Source organism: Methylobacterium sp. WL119, from assembly GCF_008039875.1.
GTDB lineage: Bacteria > Pseudomonadota > Alphaproteobacteria > Rhizobiales > Beijerinckiaceae > Methylobacterium.
On the sequence record NZ_VRUU01000019.1, the window covers coordinates 1 to 20,785 of the forward strand.

Consider the following 20,785-nt stretch of genomic DNA (forward strand, 5'->3'; position numbering starts at 1 on the left):
GCACCGAGACGGGGGCCGGCGGAGGCGGCGCGATCGCGCGGGGCGCCGGGGCGGTGAGGGCTGGTCGAGCCGGTGCGTCGCCCTCCTGCGCACCGGCGGCGAGCGCTTCGGCCCTGAGTTGTCGCAACGCCTCGTCCGGCGTCGGCAGGTCGGCGGCGTAGGCGAGCCGCACCAGGGCCATCTCGGCCGCGGCGAGCGGGCGGGCCGCACTCTGCACCTCGGGTATCGCCTTCAGCAGGATCTGCCAGGCCCGCGACAGCGCCCGCACGGGCAGGCGGCCGGCGAAATCGCCGCCGCGCCGCCGCTCGATCTCGCTCAGCGTCGGGTCGGCGGCCGCCGCCTCCGGCGCGAGCTTCAGCCGGGTGACGAGGTGGGTGAAGGCGGCGAGATCCGAGAGCACGACCGACGGGTCGGCACCGGACTCGTACTGGCTGCGCAGCTCGGCGAAGGCCGCGGGCACGTCGCCGCGCATCACCGCCTCGAACAGGTCGAGGATGCGGGCCCGGTCGGCGAGCCCGAGCATGTCGCGCACGCCTGCGGCGGTGACGGCGCCGGCGCCGTGGGCGATGGCCTGGTCGAGCAGCGAGAGCGCGTCGCGCACCGAGCCCTCCGCCGCGCGCACGATCGCAGCCACCGCCTCGTCCTCGGCGCCGACGCCTTCGGCCGCGCAGATCTTCTGGAGATGGGCGGAGAGCACGTCGGCCTCGACCCGGCGCAGGTCGAACCGCTGGCAGCGCGACAGGATGGTGATCGGGACCTTGCGGATCTCGGTCGTCGCGAACACGAACTTCGCGTGCGGCGGCGGTTCCTCCAGCGTCTTCAGGAACGCGTTGAACGCGTTGCCCGAGAGCATGTGGACCTCGTCGATGATGTAGACCTTGTAGCGCGCCGAGACCGGCGAATAGCGCACGCCGTCGATGATCGCGCGCACGTCCTCGATGCCGGTATGCGAGGCGGCGTCCATCTCCAGCACGTCCATGTGCCGCGATTCCATGATCGCCTGGCAATGGACCCCGAGCCCCGGCATCGCGATGGTCGGGCCGGTGTCGGGCGCGCCGACCGGCGCGTAGTTCAGGCCGCGGGCGAGGATGCGCGCGGTGGTCGTCTTGCCGACGCCGCGCACGCCGGTCAGCATCCAGGCTTGCGGGATGCGCCCGGCCGCGAACGCGTTGCCGAGCGTTCGCACCATCGCGCCCTGGCCGATCAGGTCGACGAAATCCTTGGGACGGTATTTGCGCGCCAGCACGCGGTACGGCGTCTGCGCGAGGGCAGGCGCCGGAAACCCGGGCAGGCCCGGCTCGTCGTCAGGCGTGCCGGTGCTCGCGTCCATGCGCTCTTCGGGGGTGCGTCTTCGCTCTTCGCGGTCGTGCCTTGGCCGCCGCTGCGGGCCGATCGACCCGCGGTTCCTGCGGTGGAACGAGGTGGGAGGCTGGACGAAGACCCGCTCGGTCTCGTTAGGGCTGCTTCCTTCCGGACCTGACCCGGTTGGCGAGTGAAACGTCCCTCGCCAACCTCCCGCGGCCTATATGGCGGGAGCTTCCGGCGATGGCAAGCGGGCGGGGCGCCGGGTCCCCGGCTGCAACCCCCGGCGTCGACGGCCGGGCCGGACGCGGCGCGATCAGGCCTGCGCGCCCGCCGGATCGCCGCTCCGCGTCATCGCGGAGGCCGCGAGCACGAGGGCGAAGCCGAACAGGAACACCTGGTTGATCGACAGCTCCTCGAACATCAGCGAGGGCACCATGAACAGCACCGTGTAGAACGGGAGCGGGCCGAACCGCCGGGGGGCGAGGACGATCCGGACCGTTCCGGCCAGGAAGGCGAGCACGACGAGGACGCCGCTCTGGAGCGCGAGGGTGACGACGGCGTTGTGCGGCGTGCCGACGCCGGCCATCATCAGCAGCTGGTTCTCCTTGGAGACGTTGCCGAGGCCGAACGGATGGGCGGCGGCGAGCTGCAGCCCGGCCGCGGTCGAATCGAGGCGTTCCAGGATGTTGCTGTCGGCGTGGCTGTCGTCCACGAACCGCTTCTCGATCGCGGACTGCAACGTCTCGGGCACCGGCGCGTAGCCGGTGGCGCCGAACAGCATGATCAGGGCGCAGACGGCCGCCGCCCCCGACAGGACGGCGTAGACGCTCACGCTCCTGCGCAGGATCAGCACGAGGAAGATCGCCGGCAGGATCATCCCGGCGCGGTTGTTGGTCAGCGGGAAGCTGACGAGCAGCGCGGCGAAGTACGCGACGTAGATCGCGCTGCGCCCGGTGCGGTACCAGAGATAGGCCGCCGCCGCGCCGGCGACCGCGAAGACGTGGCCGGTCTCGTTCCCGGCGGTCCAGAGGCCGCCGAGCTTGTCCTTCATGAACAGGACGAGCTCCGGCTCGACGCCGTCTGTCGGCACCGCGAGGCCGACGCCGGTAAGGTCGACGCCCGCCGAAGCGGCAAGCAGCACCAGGAGCGAGCCGGCGAAGCCCGCCAGCGTGCCGACGGCGAAGCAGTCGGCGCCGGCCGGCGCGCGAAACAGGATCACGAGCTGCACCGCCTGAACGAAGTACAGCAGCAGCACGAGGGTGAAGTACAGGTCGCCCGGCTGCACCTCGGACTTCAACGCCAGCGAGGCCGCAAACAGCGCGACCACGAGGCCGATCGGCAGTGCCCGCGCCAGCATTGCCGAGAGGATGCCGGGCCGGATCAGGAAGTACGGGATCGTCAGGAAGGGCAGCATGTCGGAGAGCCGCATGAACGGCAGCCCGAAGGTCGAGGTCATGGGATTGAGCTGAAGCACGAAGCCGATGCCGAGGATCACCAGCCGGTCGAGACGCGTCAGCGATCCCGCCCCGGCCGCGGGCATCGCCGACGCGACCTCGACGAGACCGGGCCTTCCCTGCGCGATCCGCATGGTCTCCCCCCTTCCGATCCGCGGCTGGGGCGGAAGGCCGGTCGCGGCCTGCGCCCGTGCCTGCCGATTCCGCGCAGCCCGATCGCACCCTGCGGCAGGACGGGTTTGAGAATGCTTGCGAGCGAGCCCGCGCCCCCGGCCAGAATCTGGACGAAGTCGCGCGGGGACGGGTCTCGGATCGGCGCACCGGCCGGGCGGCACGTTCCGCTCATTCGCAAGAATGCAAGCATCGCGCGGCCGAACCCACGGGCAGCGGGCTCACATAGACTTCTCTAAAGCGAGGAACGTTAATCTTACCGCTGGAAACTGCCGCGTCGCGTCGGCCCTCTGCGGTAGGATGAGGCGGTTGTACTGCGCAACCCTTCCATCGCTCGAGGATCGTGGTGATCGTGCGCCTGAGAGACCGACTGCTTCCGGCGGCGCCCGTCCTCGACAGGGCTCCGGCCATCGAACCGGGCCGGGCGACGGCGGACCATTACCGTGCGGTGGACGGGCTGCGCGCCGTCGCGGTCATCGCCGTGATGGTGTTCCATCTGCGGGAGGGCTGGCTTCCGGGGGGCCTGACCGGGGTCGACGTGTTCTTCGTCATCTCGGGCTTCGTGGTCACGGCGTCCGTCGCGCAGCGGCAGGGCGGCTCGTTCGGTGACTTCGTGCTGGCTTTCTATGCCCGCCGCATCGCCCGGATCCTGCCGGCGCTGGCGCTGACGGTCGCCGTCTCGGCCATCGCCTACGCGCTCTTCATCCCCTCGGCCTGGCTCGGCGACACCATCGCCAAGACCGGGCTGGCCGCGATCTTCGGCCTAAGCAACCTCGTGCTCGCCGCCGGCGACGACTACTTCTCGGTGAAGGCGGCCTTCAACGTCTTCACCCACACGTGGTCGCTTGGGGTCGAGGAACAGTTCTACCTGCTGTTCCCGCTGATCATGTATTTCGGCTCGAAGGACGCAGGCGCGGCCGGCCCGCGCGACCGTCGCGTCCCGATCCTGCTCGCCCTCGTCGCAGCCTCCTTCGCCGCCGGCGCGCTCCTCAGCGCGACGCGCCCGACGATCGCCTTCTACACGCTGCCGGCGCGTTTCTGGGAACTCGGCGCGGGCATGCTCCTGTGCCTTACCCGGGCGCGGTGGACGCCGTGGCTCGCAGGGGCGCCGCGGGTCGCGACGGTGATCGCGGCAGCGTCAGCCGCCCTGCTCGCGGCCGCGTTCGTCGAGCCGTTGCGGTTCGGCTTTCCGGTTCCCTGGGCGCTGCTGCCGGTGCTCGGCACCCTCGGGCTCATCGCGGTCGCGGTCGCGTCCCCGGCGACGCCGGTCGCCCGCCTGCTCGCGACGGCGCCGTGCGTCGGCACCGGCCGGATCTCCTACGCGCTCTATCTCTGGCACTGGCCGGTCTACGTGCTGATGCGCTGGACGGTCGGCCTCGAGACCGCCGCGCAGGGCCTCGTCGCCGTCGCCGCGACCGTCGCCCTCGCGACGCTGAGCTACCGCACCGTCGAGATGCCGGCGCGCGCGTGGCAGCGGGCGAACCGGCACGCGCCCGCCGCCGTCGTGCGCGCGGGCCTCGCCGTCGCGCTGGTGCTCGCGGTGGCGACCGGAGGCATGCTGAAGTTCAAGTCCGCCTTCATGCTCGGCGGGACCCGGGACCTCGCGACCTGGTACCCGGAGGGCCGCTACACGGTCCCGCCGCAGGCCGGCTGCGCGATCGCCAAGCAGGTGGTGCCGCGCCCCGACGGCGTCATGACCATCCTGCGGCCGACGGGATGCGGGACCCCGGCGCAGGGCGGACGGCTGATCGTCGCCGGCGACTCCCATGTCGGTGCCTACGAGCGCATGCTCTGGAACTACGCCTACGCGACCGGCCGCGAGGTGCGCACCTATTGGCTCGCCGGCTGCCCGATGATCGGGCTGCGGCAGGAACCGGCCACGGGCGCGTGCGCGGCCTTCGAGGCGCGGCTCGCCGACGAGCTGGCCGAGGTCCTGACGCCCGCCGACATCGTCTTCCTGCCGTCCCTGCGCCTGCCGCGCTACGTCGAGCAATGGGGCGATTCGGGATACGCCGCGGCCGCCTCCGGCGCCCCCGATCCGGACGCCGTCGCGGTCGCGCGCAGCCATCTGCGCCGCATCGCCGCCAGCGGCGCCCGCATCGTCTTCGAGGCCCCCAAGCCGTTGTTCAAGGCGCCGCCGATGCGCTGCGCCGACTGGTTCAATGCGACGAACCCGGTCTGCGCGCCGGGCTTCGCGATCGATCGGAGCGAGCTGGAAGCGCTGCGCGCGCCGATCCTCGCCCGCATGGCGGCGGCGATGCGGGACCTGCGGCAGGTCTCGATCTGGGATCCGTTCCCGATCCTGTGCCCGGAGACCACCTGCCGCGCCTTCCGCGACGGGCGCCCGCTGCTCTTCGACGGCGACCACGTCAGCGGCTACGCCAACGACGTGCTGCTGCCGTCCTTCGCGGAAACGATGGAGGCCGCGTTCGCCGCGGCCGCGCCGCGCTCCTCCGCGGCCCTGCCGGCGCGATAGCGCATCTTCCAGCGACGTGGATGCCGGCGCGCCGCGCGCCATGTCCCTCGCATCATCCCCGATCGACGGAGACCTGAGGACGCATGGAACCCTCCAAGGGCCACGGCCGCTACGGCTACAGCGCGCTGCCGGACCGGCCGCTCTACGACTGGCCGGGTGGCCGGCGCCTGGCGGTCTACGTCGCGCTCAACCTCGAGACCTTCAATTTCGGATCGGGGCTCGGCGCCGAGCTTGCCCCCGGCGGGCCGCAGCCCGACGTGCTGAACTACGCCTGGCGCGACTGGGGCAACCGGGTCGGGGCGTGGCGGATCAAGGCGATGCTCGACGCGCTCGGGCTGCCGGCGAGCGTCCTGGTCAACAGCCGCCTCTATGCGGATTGCCCCGGCCTGATCGAGGCCTTCCGCGCCCGCGGCGACGAGATCGTCGGGCACGGCCGCACCAACGCCGAGCGCCAGGGCAGCCTCGACGAGGCGGGCGAGCGCGCGCTGATCGCCGAGGCGACGGCGCTGCTGACCGAGCACGAGGGCCGCCCGCCCGCCGGCTGGCTCGGCCCGTGGATCTCGCAGTCGACGGCGACGCCCGACCTCCTGGCCGAGGCGGGCTACCGCTACCTGCTGGACTGGGCGCACGACGACCAGCCGACGTGGTTCGGGACCCGCGACGGCGGCCGCATCCTCTCGGTGCCCTATCCGCAGGAGCTGAACGACATCCCGGCGATCGTCGCCCGCAAGGAGACCGGGCGGCAATTCGCCGACGCGATCTCCGACGCCTTCGATGAGATGCTGGAGCAGTCGCGCCACGCGCCGCTGGTGATGGGGATCGCGCTCCACCCCTACATCGTCGGCCAGCCGCAGCGCCTGCGCCCCCTGCGCGCGGTGCTGGCCCGCATCGCCGCTCACCGCGACACGGTCTGGCTCACCACCGCGGGCGCGATCGCCGAGCACGCGGTGCAGGTGATGGACTGAGAGGACAGGGCTCGACGGGATCAGCTCGGAGGACGGCTGCGTTTCGCCGGTGAGCCCGCAGATCCGCTGCCGGTGATGAACGGGTTTTTGTCGATCAACCGAACACGGATGGTCCGCGCCGAACCCGACGCACCGGTCATCGCGGCGGGGTCGGGTCCGGAACGGCCAGCAACCCGATCAGCACCAGGGCCGGCACGAGCACGCACCAGAAGGACAGGGCGGCGACCCCGAACGCGCCGGCCAGGGCACCTGCCGCGAAGGCCAGCACCGCGGACAGCGTGCGCCGCAGGCGGGCGCCGGCCTGCGCGCCGAGCTTGGTCCCGCACAGGTGATCGGTGATATCGATGACGGCCTGCGTGACGTTCACGGTCATCACCGTCGTCGCGGCGAGGTGGCCGATCACCAGGCGCCCGATGCCGTTCTGGATGCCCATCGCGGCGACCCCGAGCATGCCGATGCCGATCGCCCGCGCGCCGTCCGGCGAGCCGAGCGGCGACAGGGCCGCGCCGAAGTTCGCGAAGGCGATCAGGACGGCCGCCTCGAGGGCCAGCAAGGGGCGCAGCGGCGACGTCCCGCGCCGCTCCAACGCCAGGGCGATCAGGCGCGTGAGCGCGACGGCCAGGATGAAGGTCGGCAGGGCGAGCAGCTTGGCGAGGACGCCGGTCGAGGTCGAGACCAGCTCCGCGCCGATCAGGACGAAGTTGCCGGTGACGTGGGCGGTGAACAGGCCGGTCAGGGCGATGAAGGCGGCGGCGTCCACGAAGCCGGCGACGAAGGCGAGCCCGACGCCGATCGCGGCGTCCCTGAGCGATGGGGTGAACACGATGCCTTGCTCTCCTGCCCGTCCGAGCCGGTCGCCGCTCGCCATCCGCCGAGCGCCCGGGCCGCGGACCTTCCAGGCGTCCGGGCCGGACCGCAAGCGGGCGCTCGCCGGGCCGAGCCCAGGCCGCGACACCGCCTCGCCGCGGCCGCGCTTGCGATCCGCGCGCCCACGCCCGATGGTCCGCCCGTCGCGGGCCGCGGGGCGGCCCCTGGGGATGCGTTCATGAGCCGCCAAGCGGGCGAGGCCTTCGTCGTCGATCCCGGAACCGAGGACGCGCAGCGCCGCGCCGCCGACCCGCGCGCCTCGGCCTGGGTCTCGGCCAATGCCGGGGCGGGCAAGACCAAGGTGCTCACCGACCGGGTGGTGCGCCTGCTGCTCGACGGGGCCGCGCCGTCGCGCATCCTGTGCCTGACCTTCACCAAGGCCGCCGCCGCCAACATGTCGATCCGGATCTTCCGGACGCTGGGGCGGTGGGTGACCCTCGGCGACGCGGCGCTGTCGGCCGAGCTCGCCGCGCTCACGGGGCGCACCGCCTCGCCGAACGACCTCGATGCGGCGCGGCGCCTGTTCGCCCGCGCGGTCGAGACGCCGGGCGGGCTGAAGATCGAGACGCTGCACGCCCTGTGCGAGCGGCTGCTGCACATGTTCCCGTTCGAGGCCAACGTGCCCGCCCGGTTCGCGGTGCTGGACGAGAACCTGTCGCGCGAGATGTTCGCCAACGAGACCGACCAGGTGCTCGCCGCCGCAATCGGCGGCGACGCGCGGCTCGGCCACGCCCTCGACCTCGTGACGCCGGAGGCGACGGGCGATGCGCTGCGCAAGGCGATCCGGCAGGCCATGGCCGCGCGCACGGTGCTGGCCGCACGGGGCGGGCTGACGCGGCAATTCGCCCGGCTCGGCACCGCCCTCGGCCTCGCCGCGGGCCAGACCGATGCGTCGCTGGTGGAGACGATCCTGAACGGCGGGATCTCCGACAAGCCGGCCTTCGCCGAGCGCCTGCGCACCGGCAAGGCGACCGACGAGAAGCTCGCCGACGGCCTGCTCGCGGCCGAGGCCGCCGACGGCCGGCCGGAGGCGCTCGACCTCTATCGCGCGGTGTTCTTCACCGCCAAGGACGAGCCGAAGGCCGACAAGAGCCTGGGCACCAAGGCGGCCTCCGAGGACGTGCGCGCGGCGCTGATCGACGAGCGCGACCGGCTCGCGCCGCTGTTCGACGCCCTGCGCAGCGCCCGGGCGCTCGCCCGCACCGAGGCGCTGTTCACCCTCGCCGCCGAGATCCACCGCCGGATCGAGGCGCAGAAGGCCAAGCTCGGGGCGCTGGATTTCGACGACCTGATCCACAAGACCCTCGACCTGCTCGCGCGGGTCGACGCCGCCTGGGTGCTGTACAAGCTCGACCGCGGCGTCGACCACGTGCTCGTGGACGAGGCGCAGGACACCAACCCGCAGCAATGGCAGATCCTCGACCGGATCACCGCCGAGTTCGCCACCGGCGCCGGCGCGCGCGAGACCCTGCGCACCCGCTTCGCCGTCGGCGACCCCAAGCAGTCGATCTACAGCTTCCAGGGCGCCGAGCCGCGCGAGTTCGCGACGATGCACGGCAAGTGGAAGGGCGAGGCGCGCTCGGCCAAACTCCGGTTCGAGGACGTCGACCTGAAGCTGTCGTTCCGCTCGACCCTCGGCGTGTTGCGGGCGGTCGACGCCACCTTCCACCTGCCCGAGCACTACGACGGCCTCGGCTTCGACGATGCGGCGGTCGGCACCGTCCACACCACGGCGCGGGCCGGCGCGCCCGGCACCGTCGAGCTGTGGCCTATCGCCGAGCCGGTGGAGGAGGTCGAGCCCGACGCCTGGGCCGCGCCCGTGGACGCGCCGGAGGCCAACGCGCCCGCGATCGTCACCGCGCGCCGGATCGCCCGCGCGGTGCGGACCTGGGTCACCGCGGGCGACACCAGCGGCCGGGTCTGGCGGCCGGGCGATGTGCTGGTGCTGGTGCGCAAGCGCGGGCCGGCCTTCGAGGAGGTGATCCGCGCGCTGAAGGGCGCCGGCGTGCCGGTCGCCGGCCAGGACCGGCTCGACGTCGGCGCGCACATCGCGGTGGCCGACCTCGTCTCGATCGGCCGCGCCGGGCTGCTGCCCGCCGACGACCTGACGCTGGCCTGCGCGCTGAAGACGCCGCTGGTCGGGCTCACCGACGAGGATCTCGTCCGCATCGCCGCCGGCCGCGACCGGTCCGAGACGCTGGAGGACGCGCTCGCCCGGCATGCGGACGCGGGCGACCCGGCCGCGATCGTCGGGCGCGAGGCGCTGGCCGGCTGGATCGCGGCCGCCGGCGCGCAGGGGCCGTTCGGGTTCTACGCCGCCCTGCTCGGGCCGGGCGAGGGCCGGGCCCGCCTCGTCGCGCGCCTCGGCGGCGAGGCGGGCGACGCGATCGACGTGTTCCTGCTCGGCGCGGCGCAGGCCGAGGCGGGCGCGGACGCACCCTCGCTCGCCGGCTTCCTGGCGCGCTACTGCGCCGGCGGCCGGGGCGAGGCCGGCCACACGGTCAAGCGCGACATGGAATCCGGCCGCGACGAGGTCCGGGTGATGACCGTGCACGGCGCCAAGGGCCTGGAGGCTCCGGTGGTGGTGATGATCGACGGCTGCGAGGCGCCGGGGGGCAACGACCCGCCGCTGCTGGTGATGCCGGGCGACGTCCCGCCGGTCTGGTCGAGCGCGAAGCCCTACGATTCCGAGGCGATCGGCGCGGCGCGCGAGACCCTGCACGCGCGGGCGCGGGAGGAGCACAACCGCCTGCTCTACGTGGCGATGACGCGGGCCGCCGACCGGCTCGTGGTCGCGCCGTTCCGCGGCCAGACGCCGGTGGGCCCGACCGCCTGGTGCGAGATGATCCGCACCGGGATGGTGCAGGCCTTCGGCGAGGGCGAGGCGGTGGAGACCGCCTACGGGCCGGCCATCCTGTGGCGGGACGGATCCGGGCCGGAGACCGGGACCGCGCCGGCCGAGGCGGCGCCCGAGCCCGGCGCTCTGCCGTCCTGGCTGCGCGAGCCGGTCGCGGCCGAGGCGGCCCCGGCGCCGCCGATCAGCCCGTCCGGCGCGATGCGCGCGGCCGACGGCGAGCGCCAGATCCCGCCGCGGCAGGCCGATACCGAGGCGCGCCGGCGCGGCAAGCTGATCCACGCCCTGCTGGAGCACCTGCCGCGCCTCGACCCGGCCGCCCGCGAGAGCGCCGCGACCGCCTTCGTGGCCGCCCGCGCGCCGTCCTTCTCGCGCCCGAAGCGCGCGGCGATCGTGCAGGCGGCCCTGAACCTCATCGCGACGCCGGACCTCGCGCCGCTCTTCGCCCGCGAGGCGCGGGCCGAGGTCAGCCTGTCGGGGCGGGTCGTGGTCGCGGGCATCGAGCGGCCGGTCTTCGGCCGCATCGACCGCCTCGCGGTCGCCGACGGCACGGTGCGGCTCGCCGACTTCAAGACCGGGCGCCCGCCCGCCGAGGGCGCGCCGCCGCCGCGGCCCGAGACCGCGCAGATCGCCCTCTACGCCCGCCTGCTCGCGCGGATCTACCCGGACCACGCGATCCGCCCGATGCTGGTCTGGACCTCGGGACCGGTGATCCGGCTCCTGAGCGAGGCGGAGATCGCGGAGGCGCTGGCCGGGCTCGGGCTGGCCGCGGCGTGACGCGGCCGCACGTGGCAGGGTCCTGAGCGGCCGGGTCCTGAGCGCCCGGGTCCGCGCCTGCGGCGGGGTCCCCCTGCGGAAATGGCGGTTGCGTCTGGGGCCGAGAACCAGCATCAGGCGTCTCGTATTTCGGGCCGTTCGGATCGCCGCCGCCAGGTGGAGCGATCCGAAGCGCCGTCGCCTGTCGACGCCGTCCGTTATCGTCCAGGCACAGGGAACCCGACATCATGAAGACGCGCGCAGCCGTGGCGTGGGAGGCGAAGAAGCCGCTCACGATCGAGACCATCGACATCGAGGGGCCGAAGGCCGGCGAGGTCCTCGTCGAGGTGATGGCCACCGGCATCTGCCACACCGACGCCTACACCCTCTCGGGCCTCGATTCGGAGGGCAAGTTCCCGGCGATCCTCGGCCACGAGGGCGCGGGCATCGTCCGCGAAATCGGCGCCGGCGTCACCGACCTGAAGGTCGGCGACCATGTGATCCCGCTCTACACGCCCGAATGCCGCGGCTGTAAGTCCTGCCTGTCGCAGCGCACCAACCTCTGCACCGCGATCCGCGCGACGCAGGGCCAGGGCGTGATGCCCGACGGCACCAGCCGCTTCTCCTGCGTCTCCACCGGCGGCAGCCCGGGCGGGTCCGACACCCTGTTCCACTACATGGGCTGCTCGACCTTCTCGAACTTCACCGTGCTGCCGGCGATCGCGCTGGCGAAGATCCGCGAGGACGCCCCCTTCGACAAGGTCTGCTACATCGGCTGCGGCGTCACCACCGGCATCGGCGCGGTGATCTACACCGCGAAGGTCTGGCCCGGCGCCAACGTCGTGGTGTTCGGCCTCGGCGGCATCGGCCTCAACGTGCTCCAGGCCGCGCGGATGGTGGGGGCCGACAAGATCATCGGCGTCGACATCAATCCCGACAAGCAGGAGATGGCGCGCAAGTTCGGGATGACCCACTTCATTAACCCGAAGGAGGTCGGCAACGATCACGTCGTCGCGGCGATCCTCGACGCCACCGGCGGCGGCGCCGACTTCTCGTTCGACTGCACCGGCAACGTCCACGTGATGCGCCAGGCGCTCGAGTGCTGCCACCGCGGCTGGGGCGAGTCGATCGTCATCGGCGTGGCGGAGGCCGGCAAGGAGATCTCGACCCGCCCGTTCCAGCTCGTCACCGGCCGCGTCTGGAAGGGCTCGGCCTTCGGCGGGGCGCGCGGCCGCACCGACGTGCCGAAGATCGTCGACTGGTACATGGAGGGCAAGATCAACATCGACGACCTGATCACCCACACCATGCCGCTCGACGAGATCAACCACGGCTTCGACCTGATGCACGAGGGCAAGTCGATCCGCTCGGTGGTGCTGTACTAGGACCGACACTCGGACCGACGCGCGCTTCCCTCCCCCCCTCTGCGGGGGAGGGAGGAGCCTGTATCGACCCATCGGCCGGTAACGGCCCCAGAGCCCCCAGGAGATCACCCCATGGAAACCGTCTCGAAGGCCCTCTCGCACGGTGGCGTCCAGGGCGTGTACAAGCATGACGCGACGACCACCGGCTGCCCGATGACCTTCGCGGTCTTCGTGCCGCCCCAGGCCAAGGACGGCCCGGTGCCGGTGCTGTGGTACCTCTCGGGGCTGACCTGCACCCACGCCAACGTCATGGACAAGGGCGAGTACCGGCAGGCCGCCGCTCGCCACGGCGTGATCGTCGTCGCGCCCGACACCTCGCCCCGCGGCGAGGGCATTCCCGACGAGGCCGGCAACTGGCAGTTCGGCTCCGGCGCGGGCTTCTACCTCGACGCGACGCAGGCACCCTATTCCGCGAACTACCGGATGTGGAGCTACGTCACCGAGGAGCTTCCGGCGCTGGTCGCGAAGAACTTCCCCGCCGACATGAGCCGCCAGGGCATCTTCGGCCACTCGATGGGCGGGCACGGCGCGCTCACGATCGCGCTGACCTATCCCGACCGCTTCAAGTCCTGCTCGGCCTTCGCGCCGATCGCCCAGCCCTCCACGGCGGGCTGGTCGAAGCCGGCCTTCGAGAAGTATCTCGGCACGGACGCGGCGGCCTGGCGCGCCCACGACGCCACCGCGCTGATCGAGGACGGGCACCACTTCCCCGAGTTCCTCGTCGACCAGGGCACCGCCGACAGCTTCCTTCAGGACGGGCTGCGGCCGTGGCTGCTGGAAGAGGCCTGCAAGAAGGCCGGCATCGCGCTGACCCTCAACATGCGCGAGGGCTACGACCACTCCTACTTCTTCATCTCCAGCTTCATGGACGACCACATCGCCTGGGCCGCCGCCCGGCTGAAGTGACAAAAAACCCTCCCGCGATCGGGCGATCGCGGGAGGGTTTTTGCTTTCGGCGTCGTCACGACGGCTCACGCCGCGACGGCACGCGTCGAACGATGATCGCGGTCGTCCCATCCATGAGGCCTTCGGCGGACATCGGGCCTCGACGTGCAGGATGACAGGGATGGACCGCGTCGCGGTGTCCCCGCCGGCGGCCGGCCTGAAATCAGCGCAGGGCCGTGACCTGCACGGGCGCCGCGTCCGCGACCTGCGACGGGGTCTGATCCGCCAAGTAGATCCGGCCGCCGACGAACAGAAGCGCCAGAGCCCAGAACACCAGGGCCGCACGGCGCGTCTCGCGGTAACTGCCGGCTGCGCCCACGGCCTTCGCATCGACGCAGGCGCGCGGCATCTCCATCGGCTCGCCGAAGGGATCGTAGGCGGTCGTGCGCTGGTCGAGCTGGGCGGTCATGATGGGAGATGTCGCGCTTGGCCGCCGCCGGATCAATGGTTGCGTCTTCCGAAGATTCCTTGACAAAGAGAGGCTTCTTCTCCGCCGGATCGCCGGTGTGGAAGTTCGTTCCTCGACGCATCCCCGGGTGCGGAATCCGCCGAGCGAGAGGCCGCGTGACCGCAGACTCGAAGCCGATGACCCCGCCCGCGCACGCCGCGCCCACGGTCGCCGCCGGCCCGTTCGCGCTGCTGCCGGGCATCCTCGTCTGCGTCGCGATCACCGGGATCGCGATGGGCGTGCAGGCGGTCGAGGAGCGCGCGCTCGACCATCCGTATATCGAGGCGCTGGTGATCGCGATCCTGCTCGGAATCGCGCTCCGCAGCGCGTGGGTGCCGGGGGCGCGCTTCCGCAGCGGCATCGCCTTCAGCGCCAAGCAGCTGCTCGAGCTCGCCGTGACGCTGCTCGGCGCCTCCCTGAGCCTCGGGGCGATCGTCGCCTCCGGCCCGGCGCTGCTCACCGGCATCGTCGGCACGGTGATCCTGACGATCGCGGCGAGCTACGGCATCTGCCGCCTGCTGGCGCTGCCGGCGCGGATGGCGATCCTCGTCGCCTGCGGCAACGCGATCTGCGGCAACTCGGCGATCGCCGCCGTCGCCCCGGTGATCGGGGCCGACAACAAGGACATCGCCGCCGCGATCGCCTTCACCGCCGTGCTCGGCGTGCTGATGGTGCTCGGCCTGCCGCTGTTCGTGCCGTTGGCCCACCTGTCCGACAACCAGTACGGCGTGCTCGCCGGGCTCACCGTCTACGCGGTGCCGCAGGTGCTGGCCGCCACCGTGCCGGTGAGCCTCGCCAGCACCCAGGTCGGCACCCTGGTCAAGCTGGTGCGCGTGCTGATGCTCGGCCCGGTGGTGCTCGCCTTCTCGCTGATCGCCCGCCGGCTGCCGGCCGAGGGCGGCGCGGCGGCCCGGCCCGGGCGCCTGAGCCTGACCAAGCTCGTGCCGTGGTTCATCGTCGGCTTCCTGGTGCTGGCGAGCCTGCGCTCCCTCGGCCTGATCCCCGACGCGGCCGCGCTTCCGCTGACGAGGCTCGCCGGCATCCTCACCATCGTCTCGATGGCCGCGCTCGGCCTGGGCGTCGACGTGCGCATCCTCGCGCGCGTCGGCGGACGCGTCACCGCCGCCGTCACCGGCTCGCTCCTCGTGCTCATCGGCATCAGCCTCGTGCTGATCCGGGCCCTCGGCATCGCCTGAGCGGCTGCGACGCCACCGCCGAGTCGGTCTATCGTCCGCGTTCCTCGTCCCGACGCCGTCACGAAGGATCAAACCCCATGCGCCTCGATGCCTCCGAACGCGGCGTCTTCCCGATCGCCCCGACGCCGTTCCACCCGGACGGCCGCATCGACCACAACTCGATCGACCGGCTGACCGACTTCTACGCCGCGAACGGCGCCACCGGCCTCACCGTGCTCGGGGTGATGGGCGAGGCGCCCAAGCTCGACCAGGGCGAGGCGCTCGACGTCGCCCGACGCTTCATCGTGCGGGCGAAGGGCCTGCCGGTGATCGTCGGCGTCTCGGCGCCGGGCTTCGCCGCGATGGCGTCGCTGGCCCGCAGCGCGATGGATGCGGGCGCGGCCGGGGTGATGATCGCGCCGCCCAGTTCCCTGCGCACGGACGACCAGATCGTCGCCTACTACGCGCAGGCCGCCGAGGCGATCGGCGCCGACGTGCCGTTCGTGATCCAGGACTATCCCCTCACCTTCACCGTGGTGATGACGCCGGGCGTGATCCGCCGGATCGTCAACGACAACCCGGCCTGCCGGATGCTCAAGCACGAGGACTGGCCGGGGCTCGAGAAGATCTCGGCTTTGCGCGGCTTCGAGGCGGAGGGCTCGATGCGGCACATTTCGATCCTGTGCGGCAACGGCGGCCTGTTCCTCGATTTCGAGACCGAGCGCGGCGCCGACGGGGCGATGACCGGCTACGCCTTCCCCGACATGCTCGCCGACGTGGTCCACCTCTCGGCCGCCGGCGAGCGCGACGCCGCCCACGACCTGTTCGACGCCCATCTGCCGCTGCTGCGCTACGAGCAGCAGCCCGGCATCGGGCTGGCGGTGCGCAAATACGTCATGGCGCGCCGCGGGCTGATCGCCTCCGCCGCCCAGCGCAAGCCCGGCGGCACACTGGGCCCGAAGGCGGTCGCCGAGGTCGAGTACCTGCTCGGCCGGCTCGCCCGCCACGATCCCCGCGCGGCGCTGGCGCCGGTCTGAAGCCTCGGTTCGCCGACGGATAGATTCGGAGGCTGCTCTCGCGCCTTTCCCTCCCCCCACTGCGGGGGAGGGAGACGCGTGCATCCGCTCCGATCGACCGGAGGCAACCGGATCAGCCCTCGCCATCTCCCCCGAGCGACCATTCGCCGACGCGGGCGAGGTGGTCGTAGTCGCCGTAGGACTTGGCGTACTTCGCGTAGGGCCGCGAGGTGTAGGCGGCCTGCCCGGTCATGAAACGGGCGACGAGCCCCCTCAGGCGGGTGGCGTGCTCCTCGACGATCTCCGCCACGGTGCGCGGATCGCCCTTCGGCGGCTTCACGGCCAGCGGCACGAACGGCTTCCGCCCGCCCGAGGCGTGGACGTAGAGCAGGTCCGGCGTCGCGTTCGTCGCCGGAAACCCGTCGAACGCGCCGTGCATCAGCATCGCCGCCTCCAGGGTGAGCTGCGGTGAGAAGCCGGCAAAGATCTCGCGGGCCGAGGGCGGCGCACCGGTCTTGAAGTCGACGATGCAGGCGCCGTCCGCCCCGCGCTCGATCCGGTCGGCGCGCGCCCGGAGCGTGAAGGTCTCAGGCCCGAGCGGGATCGCCCACCGTCCGAAGATCTCGGGCTCGACCCGCGCGAGGGTCGCCCGCCGCGCGATCTCCCAGGGAAGGTAGACGGCGGCCATGCGCTCGTAGCGCGGCCACCACTCGGCGTAGAGCTCGGGGTAGGTGTCGGCGGTGCCGGCGAAGGCCTCGACCGCGATCTGGTTGAGCCGTTCCCAGGCGATTGCGGGATCGGGCAGCGCATCGGGATAGCGCTCGGCGAATCGGCCGAAGATCGCGTGGATCATGGTGCCGCGGTCCCCCGCGCCGGGCCGCTCGGCCACCGCCTCGAGCGGATCGAGCCCGAGCACGTGGCGGGCGAAGACGGCGTAGGGGTCGCGCACCAGCGTCTCGATCTCGGTGACGCTGAGGCTGCGCGGGAACAGGGCCGGGTCGGGCTTGGGCTTCGGCTGGGTCAGGCGCGGCTGCGCGGGCGCCGTGTCGAGCACGCGCGCATAGCCGGCAAAGCGCCGGCCGGCGTCGAGGGTGGCCGCCCAGGCCGCCTCACCGGCGAAGGCGCGGATGCGCTGGAGAAAGCGCGACGGCACGGTCGGCGAGCCCTCGCGCTTGGCCGCGCGGGTGATCACCGCGTCGCGGCAGCCGAGGGCCTGGACGAAGTCGTGCGCCGCCTGGCCGAGCTGGCGCTCGGGCGGGTTGAGGCCGATGCGTTCGCGCATCGGCCGGTTGAGGAAGGAATCCGTGGTGGTCTTGCCGGGCCAGACGCCCTCGTCGAGCCCGGCGAGCACGACGCGGTCGTAGTGCATCAGGCGCGATCCGAGCGGATCGAGGATGCTCAGGCGCGGATGCGGCGCCGGCCCGGCGCAGGGCACGGTGCGATCGGCGGCGAGCGTAGTAAGGAAGGCGGGGTAGTCGTCGAAGCTCCCCGGCAGCAGCGCCGCGTCGGCCTCGGCGCGGTGGCCGACGAGGTTCCGCACGTCGTCGAACAGCGTGTCGAGGCAGTTCAGCGAGGCATCGGCGATCGGCTCGGCCACCTCCGCCGGCCGCGCCAGCAGCGCCTCGCACACCTCGGCATGGAGGCGCGCCGCCTCGACGAGATCGCAGGCGGCCGCCTCGGCGCCGCAGGAGCCGGCGAACGCGGCGAGCGGTGCGAACGCGGCCTCGAGCTGATCGAGGATCGTCGCCGCCAGGTCCCAATCGCGGTCGCCGAGGCGCTGCTTGGCCCGGGGCTGGTGCCTGTGCGGGGCGGCGCGCTGGACGGCGAGCGCATCCTTGAGCCCCTGGAAGCTGCCGGCCGGCGCCGGGCCGCGCAGCACGCCGATCTCCAGGGCCGCCGCGCCGCGCACGACGTCGCCGCGCGGGAGGCCGAGGCCGACCAGCGGATGGGCCAGGAGCGCGATGATCCGCGCCGGGATCGCGTCGCCCTGCTCTCGGTGGAGGTCGACGGCGAGTTCCGCCGAGAGGCGCGCCATCCGGCCCGCCGCGCTGCGGCTGAGCGCGAGACCAGCGCCGTCCTCGGCGACGATATCCCAGCGGGCGAGCTCGGCGGCGACCCGCATGGCGAGCGCCCGGTCGGGCGTGATCAGCGCGGCGGTCCGGCCCGGCGCGGCGAGCGCCTCGCGCAGGGCGACGGCGGCCATCAGCGCCTCGTCGCGCTCGTCGGCCGCCTCGGCGACGGCGAGCCCCGCCAAACCCTGCCGGCCGAGGGTCTCGCGCGCCGTCCCGTCGAGGCGCGCCCAGGCATCCGTGGTCTCGGCCGGGCGCAGGGCCTGCGACAGCAGCGCGGCGCGGGCGGTCACCTCGGGATCGTGGCCGCCGAGGTCGACGACCGCGTCCCGCGCGACGCCGAGGCAGCCGGGGCCGAGCAGCCGATGCAGCACGGCCTGCGGGTGGCCGTGGGCGATCTCGCGCTCGAAGCCGGCGCCGGTCTCGATCGCGTCCCAGCCGGCCGCGTCGAGATCGAGGTCGAGGCCGGGGAGCACCACCGCGCCGTGCGGCAGGCCCGCCACCGCGGCGATGAGCTTGGCGGTGGCCGGCACCGAGCCGGTCGAGCCGGCGATCACCACCGGGTCGCGCGGACGCTCGCGGGTGAGGCGGGCGGCCTCCGCCAGCACGAGGTCGCGCGCCCGCGAGACCGGATCGGTAAGGCCGCGCTCCGCCAGGATCCGCGGCCAGTTCTCGGCGGCGATCCGGACGAAATCGAGGGTCAGGCCGAAATAGCGCGAGTACTCGGCCTCGACGGCACCCGCGATCTCGGACCAGGGCAGGCCCTCGACGGTCAGCGCGTCCATCAGCCCTTCGAGGTCGGCGGCGAGCGCCACCGCGTCGGCGGGCGAGGCCGGCACCAGGAACGGCACCTCCTCGTCGATCGGCAGCAGCGAGCGGTCGACCGCCTGCGCCCAGGACTGCACCAGCCGGGCGAGGATCAGCCGGCGCTCGAGCTTCTGCATCTCCGGGTCGAGGCCAACGGCGGCGTTCGCGACCAGCGGCATCGCGGCGAGATCCAGCTCGGCCTCGTCCGCCTCGCCGAGCGGGATCATCCGTGGCAGCAGGGCCGCCTCGCCCAGCCGCGCCGCCAGGCGCTTGGCCAGCTCCTTCGCCACGCCCGGCGTCGGTAGGTAGATCGTGACGGCGGCGAGCGCGAGCGGGTCGCGCCCGAGATCGCCGACGAGGCGCCCGTCGAGCAGCGCATCGACCAGCGTCGGCAGGAACGGCGCGCCACGGGTGATGGTGAAGACGTGGGCGTGTGGGTCGGTCGGGTCGATCTGGGTCAACCGAGGATCCGTTCGCGCTCGTGCGAGAAGTTGAGCACCTTCCTGCCCGACATCGCGCTGGTGCGGTAGAGGTGGAGGTCGTCGGTGATCAGGGTGACGTCCGGCTCCCGCGCGTTCGGGATCGAGACGTCGTTGAGGGGCAGCCTGTCGAAGTCGACGGAACCGACGGCATCCGCGCTCGGCGCATACGTCTCCGTCGCCGCCTCCGCGAAGCAACGGAACGCCTCGAGAACCGGAGCCAGGCGGGCCTGGTCGAATTGTCGGATCTGGCACGAGGTCTCGGCAAGGACGTTCGGCGTGGCGGCGAAGATCGCCGCATCCCCGATCCGGAGCTTCAGCAGCACGAAGTCGTCGATCGTGTGGATGCGCGCGCGCCGATGCGCGGCGATGCATGATCGGGAGGCGGTCCCGACGAAGAGCAGCAGAAGCAGGTTCGTGTCGACGAGCAGGCGTCCGGCACTGAAGGTTCGACCCGGCGGTCGGTGACGGAGACGACGCGGCCGTCATCGTCCTTGAGGTGCACCACCTTGTAGGATCGTTTCGGATCGAGATCGCGCCCGAGAGCGGTCACGAGCGGCTTGGACGCGTCCCAGGGCCGCGAAAACCTGACGGTGATGAGCCGCTGGTTCAGCGCGTCGTCGAACCGGATCTCCTCGAGACCGATGTTCGTCGGCTGCTCGGCATCGAAGACCGCGGCGGCGTAGTCCTTCGCCTTGGAAACCGCTTCCTTCACGTCCACCGGGACCTCCGCAGCGACCAGGGCCATCCTCGATGCGAGCAATCTAGAGGTTCCGCATCCGTTCCTCAAACGGAATCGCGGCTCACCCCTCCTGCGCGCTCACCCGCACGCGCTCCTCGGCGGCGCGGATCGCGTCGGGCGTGCCGACGTGGAGCCATTGGCCGTCGAGCCGCAGCCCGGACAGGCGGCCCGCCGCGATCGCCCGGTCGAACAGCAGGTTGAGCGAGAACGCGCCGTCCGGCGTGTCGGCGAACAGCTCCGGCTTCACGATGGCGACGCCCGCGTAGATGAAGGGGGCCACCCGGCGCTCGCCGCGCCGTTCCAGCCGGCCGTCGGCGTCCATGACGAAGTCGCCCGAGCCCTCGTAGCCGAGGCTCGTGGTGGTCGGCGCCACCAGGAGCAGGATGTCCATCCGCGCCGCGTCCCAGGCCTCGATGAGCCGGGCGAGGTTCGGGGTCGGGCCCTCCAGCCAGAACGAATCCGAGTTGAACACCACAAAGGGGTCCGCGCCGACCAGAGCGAGCGCCTTCTTCACGCCGCCGCCGGTCTCGAGCAGGGTCTCGCGCTCGTCGGACACGACGATCTTCGGAAGGCCGACGCGCTTGGCCAGGTGCCCCTCGATCAGGTCCGGCAGGTAGTGGACGTTGACCACCGCCGTCTCGATCCCGCCCTCCGCCGCCCGGTCGAGGGCGTGGTCGATCAGCGCCTTGCCCGCGACCTCCACCAGGGGCTTCGGCACCGTGGCGGTGACCGGGCGCATGCGCTTGCCCAGGCCCGCGGCGAGGACGAAGGCGCGGGTGATCGCGGCTTGCGCGGTCGGCGGCGAGGCGGGGGTGTCGCTCATGCGCGGGGC

At 72.6% G+C, this 20,785-nt stretch carries 15 protein-coding genes and 1 other RNA gene; 7 read left to right on the top strand and 9 right to left on the bottom strand.

Translation table 11 applies throughout. The features are described 5' to 3' along the window. The 3 genes from FV227_RS10010 to FV227_RS10020 form a co-directional block, all read right to left on the bottom strand. Positions 1-1,330, bottom strand: a 1,330-nt coding sequence (locus FV227_RS10010; RefSeq protein ID WP_147858848.1) for a DNA polymerase III subunit gamma/tau, incomplete at its 3' end; no start/stop codon positions are given. 89 nt (positions 1,331-1,419) lie between these two features. Next, an RNA gene (ffs, locus tag FV227_RS10015) (signal recognition particle sRNA small type) lies at positions 1,420-1,518 on the bottom strand. Positions 1,519-1,618: 100 nt separating this feature from the next. Continuing rightward, complete coding sequence (locus FV227_RS10020; protein ID WP_246686429.1) at positions 1,619-2,893, bottom strand: O-antigen ligase family protein; 1,275 nt, start codon at positions 2,891-2,893, stop codon at positions 1,619-1,621. Between the two features lie 389 nt (positions 2,894-3,282). Between FV227_RS10020 and FV227_RS10025 the strand changes: the two genes are divergently transcribed. After that, positions 3,283-5,406, top strand: a complete 2,124-nt coding sequence (locus FV227_RS10025) for an acyltransferase family protein (RefSeq protein ID WP_147858849.1) — start codon at positions 3,283-3,285, stop codon at positions 5,404-5,406. A gap of 83 nt (positions 5,407-5,489) precedes the next feature. After that, on the top strand, positions 5,490-6,371 hold the full coding sequence (locus FV227_RS10030) for a polysaccharide deacetylase family protein (protein ID WP_147729359.1): 882 nt from the start codon (positions 5,490-5,492) through the stop codon (positions 6,369-6,371). A 136-nt stretch (positions 6,372-6,507) separates the two neighbouring features. Here the strand turns inward: FV227_RS10030 and FV227_RS10035 are convergent, their stop codons facing one another. Beyond that, a complete protein-coding gene (locus tag FV227_RS10035) occupies positions 6,508-7,194 on the bottom strand; it encodes a YoaK family protein (protein ID WP_246686430.1) in 687 nt (228 codons plus the stop codon). Positions 7,195-7,416: 222 nt separating this feature from the next. On the opposite strand from FV227_RS10035, the gene addA reads away from it, so the two are divergent. The 3 genes from addA to fghA all read left to right on the top strand — a co-directional run bounded on the left by addA (position 7,417) and on the right by fghA (position 13,178). Further along, positions 7,417-10,869 (top strand): double-strand break repair helicase AddA, encoded by a 3,453-nt coding sequence (gene addA, locus FV227_RS10040; protein ID WP_147858850.1) that lies wholly within the window; start codon positions 7,417-7,419, stop codon positions 10,867-10,869. Positions 10,870-11,096: 227 nt separating this feature from the next. Further along, the gene (locus FV227_RS10045; RefSeq protein ID WP_147727892.1) at positions 11,097-12,233 is read left to right on the top strand and encodes an S-(hydroxymethyl)glutathione dehydrogenase/class III alcohol dehydrogenase; all 1,137 of its coding nucleotides are present in this window, start codon (positions 11,097-11,099) and stop codon (positions 12,231-12,233) included. A 111-nt stretch (positions 12,234-12,344) separates the two neighbouring features. Then, positions 12,345-13,178 (top strand): S-formylglutathione hydrolase, encoded by an 834-nt coding sequence (fghA, locus tag FV227_RS10050; protein WP_147858851.1) that lies wholly within the window; start codon positions 12,345-12,347, stop codon positions 13,176-13,178. Between the two features lie 202 nt (positions 13,179-13,380). On the opposite strand, the gene FV227_RS10055 is transcribed toward fghA, so the two are convergent. Continuing rightward, positions 13,381-13,626: a hypothetical protein gene (locus FV227_RS10055; RefSeq protein ID WP_147727890.1), complete on the bottom strand. Its 246-nt coding sequence runs from the start codon at positions 13,624-13,626 to the stop codon at positions 13,381-13,383. Between the two features lie 176 nt (positions 13,627-13,802). Between FV227_RS10055 and FV227_RS10060 the strand changes: the two genes are divergently transcribed. Then, the gene (locus FV227_RS10060; protein WP_147727893.1) at positions 13,803-14,861 is read left to right on the top strand and encodes a putative sulfate exporter family transporter; all 1,059 of its coding nucleotides are present in this window, start codon (positions 13,803-13,805) and stop codon (positions 14,859-14,861) included. 77 nt (positions 14,862-14,938) lie between these two features. Further along, positions 14,939-15,877 carry a dihydrodipicolinate synthase family protein gene (locus FV227_RS10065; RefSeq protein ID WP_147858852.1) on the top strand — a complete coding sequence of 313 codons (939 nt, stop codon included), beginning with the start codon at positions 14,939-14,941 and terminating at the stop codon, positions 15,875-15,877. A 112-nt stretch (positions 15,878-15,989) separates the two neighbouring features. On the opposite strand, the gene addB is transcribed toward FV227_RS10065, so the two are convergent. Genes addB through FV227_RS10080 form a run of 4 tightly spaced genes read right to left on the bottom strand, consistent with a single transcriptional unit; the run spans position 15,990 to position 20,776 of the window. Further along, the gene (gene addB / locus FV227_RS10070; RefSeq protein WP_246686431.1) at positions 15,990-19,193 is read right to left on the bottom strand and encodes a double-strand break repair protein AddB; all 3,204 of its coding nucleotides are present in this window, start codon (positions 19,191-19,193) and stop codon (positions 15,990-15,992) included. Continuing rightward, a complete protein-coding gene (locus FV227_RS29765) occupies positions 19,190-19,537 on the bottom strand; it encodes a hypothetical protein (protein WP_147729629.1) in 348 nt (115 codons plus the stop codon). The genes addB and FV227_RS29765 overlap by 4 nt, the downstream gene beginning before the upstream one ends. Next, on the bottom strand, positions 19,528-19,974 hold the full coding sequence (locus FV227_RS10075) for a hypothetical protein (RefSeq protein WP_147729628.1): 447 nt from the start codon (positions 19,972-19,974) through the stop codon (positions 19,528-19,530). The genes FV227_RS29765 and FV227_RS10075 overlap by 10 nt, the downstream gene beginning before the upstream one ends. 40 nt (positions 19,975-20,014) lie before the next feature. Continuing rightward, positions 20,015-20,776 carry a nucleotidyltransferase family protein gene (locus FV227_RS10080; protein WP_147729627.1) on the bottom strand — a complete coding sequence of 254 codons (762 nt, stop codon included), beginning with the start codon at positions 20,774-20,776 and terminating at the stop codon, positions 20,015-20,017. Positions 20,777-20,785 lie beyond the last annotated feature (9 nt).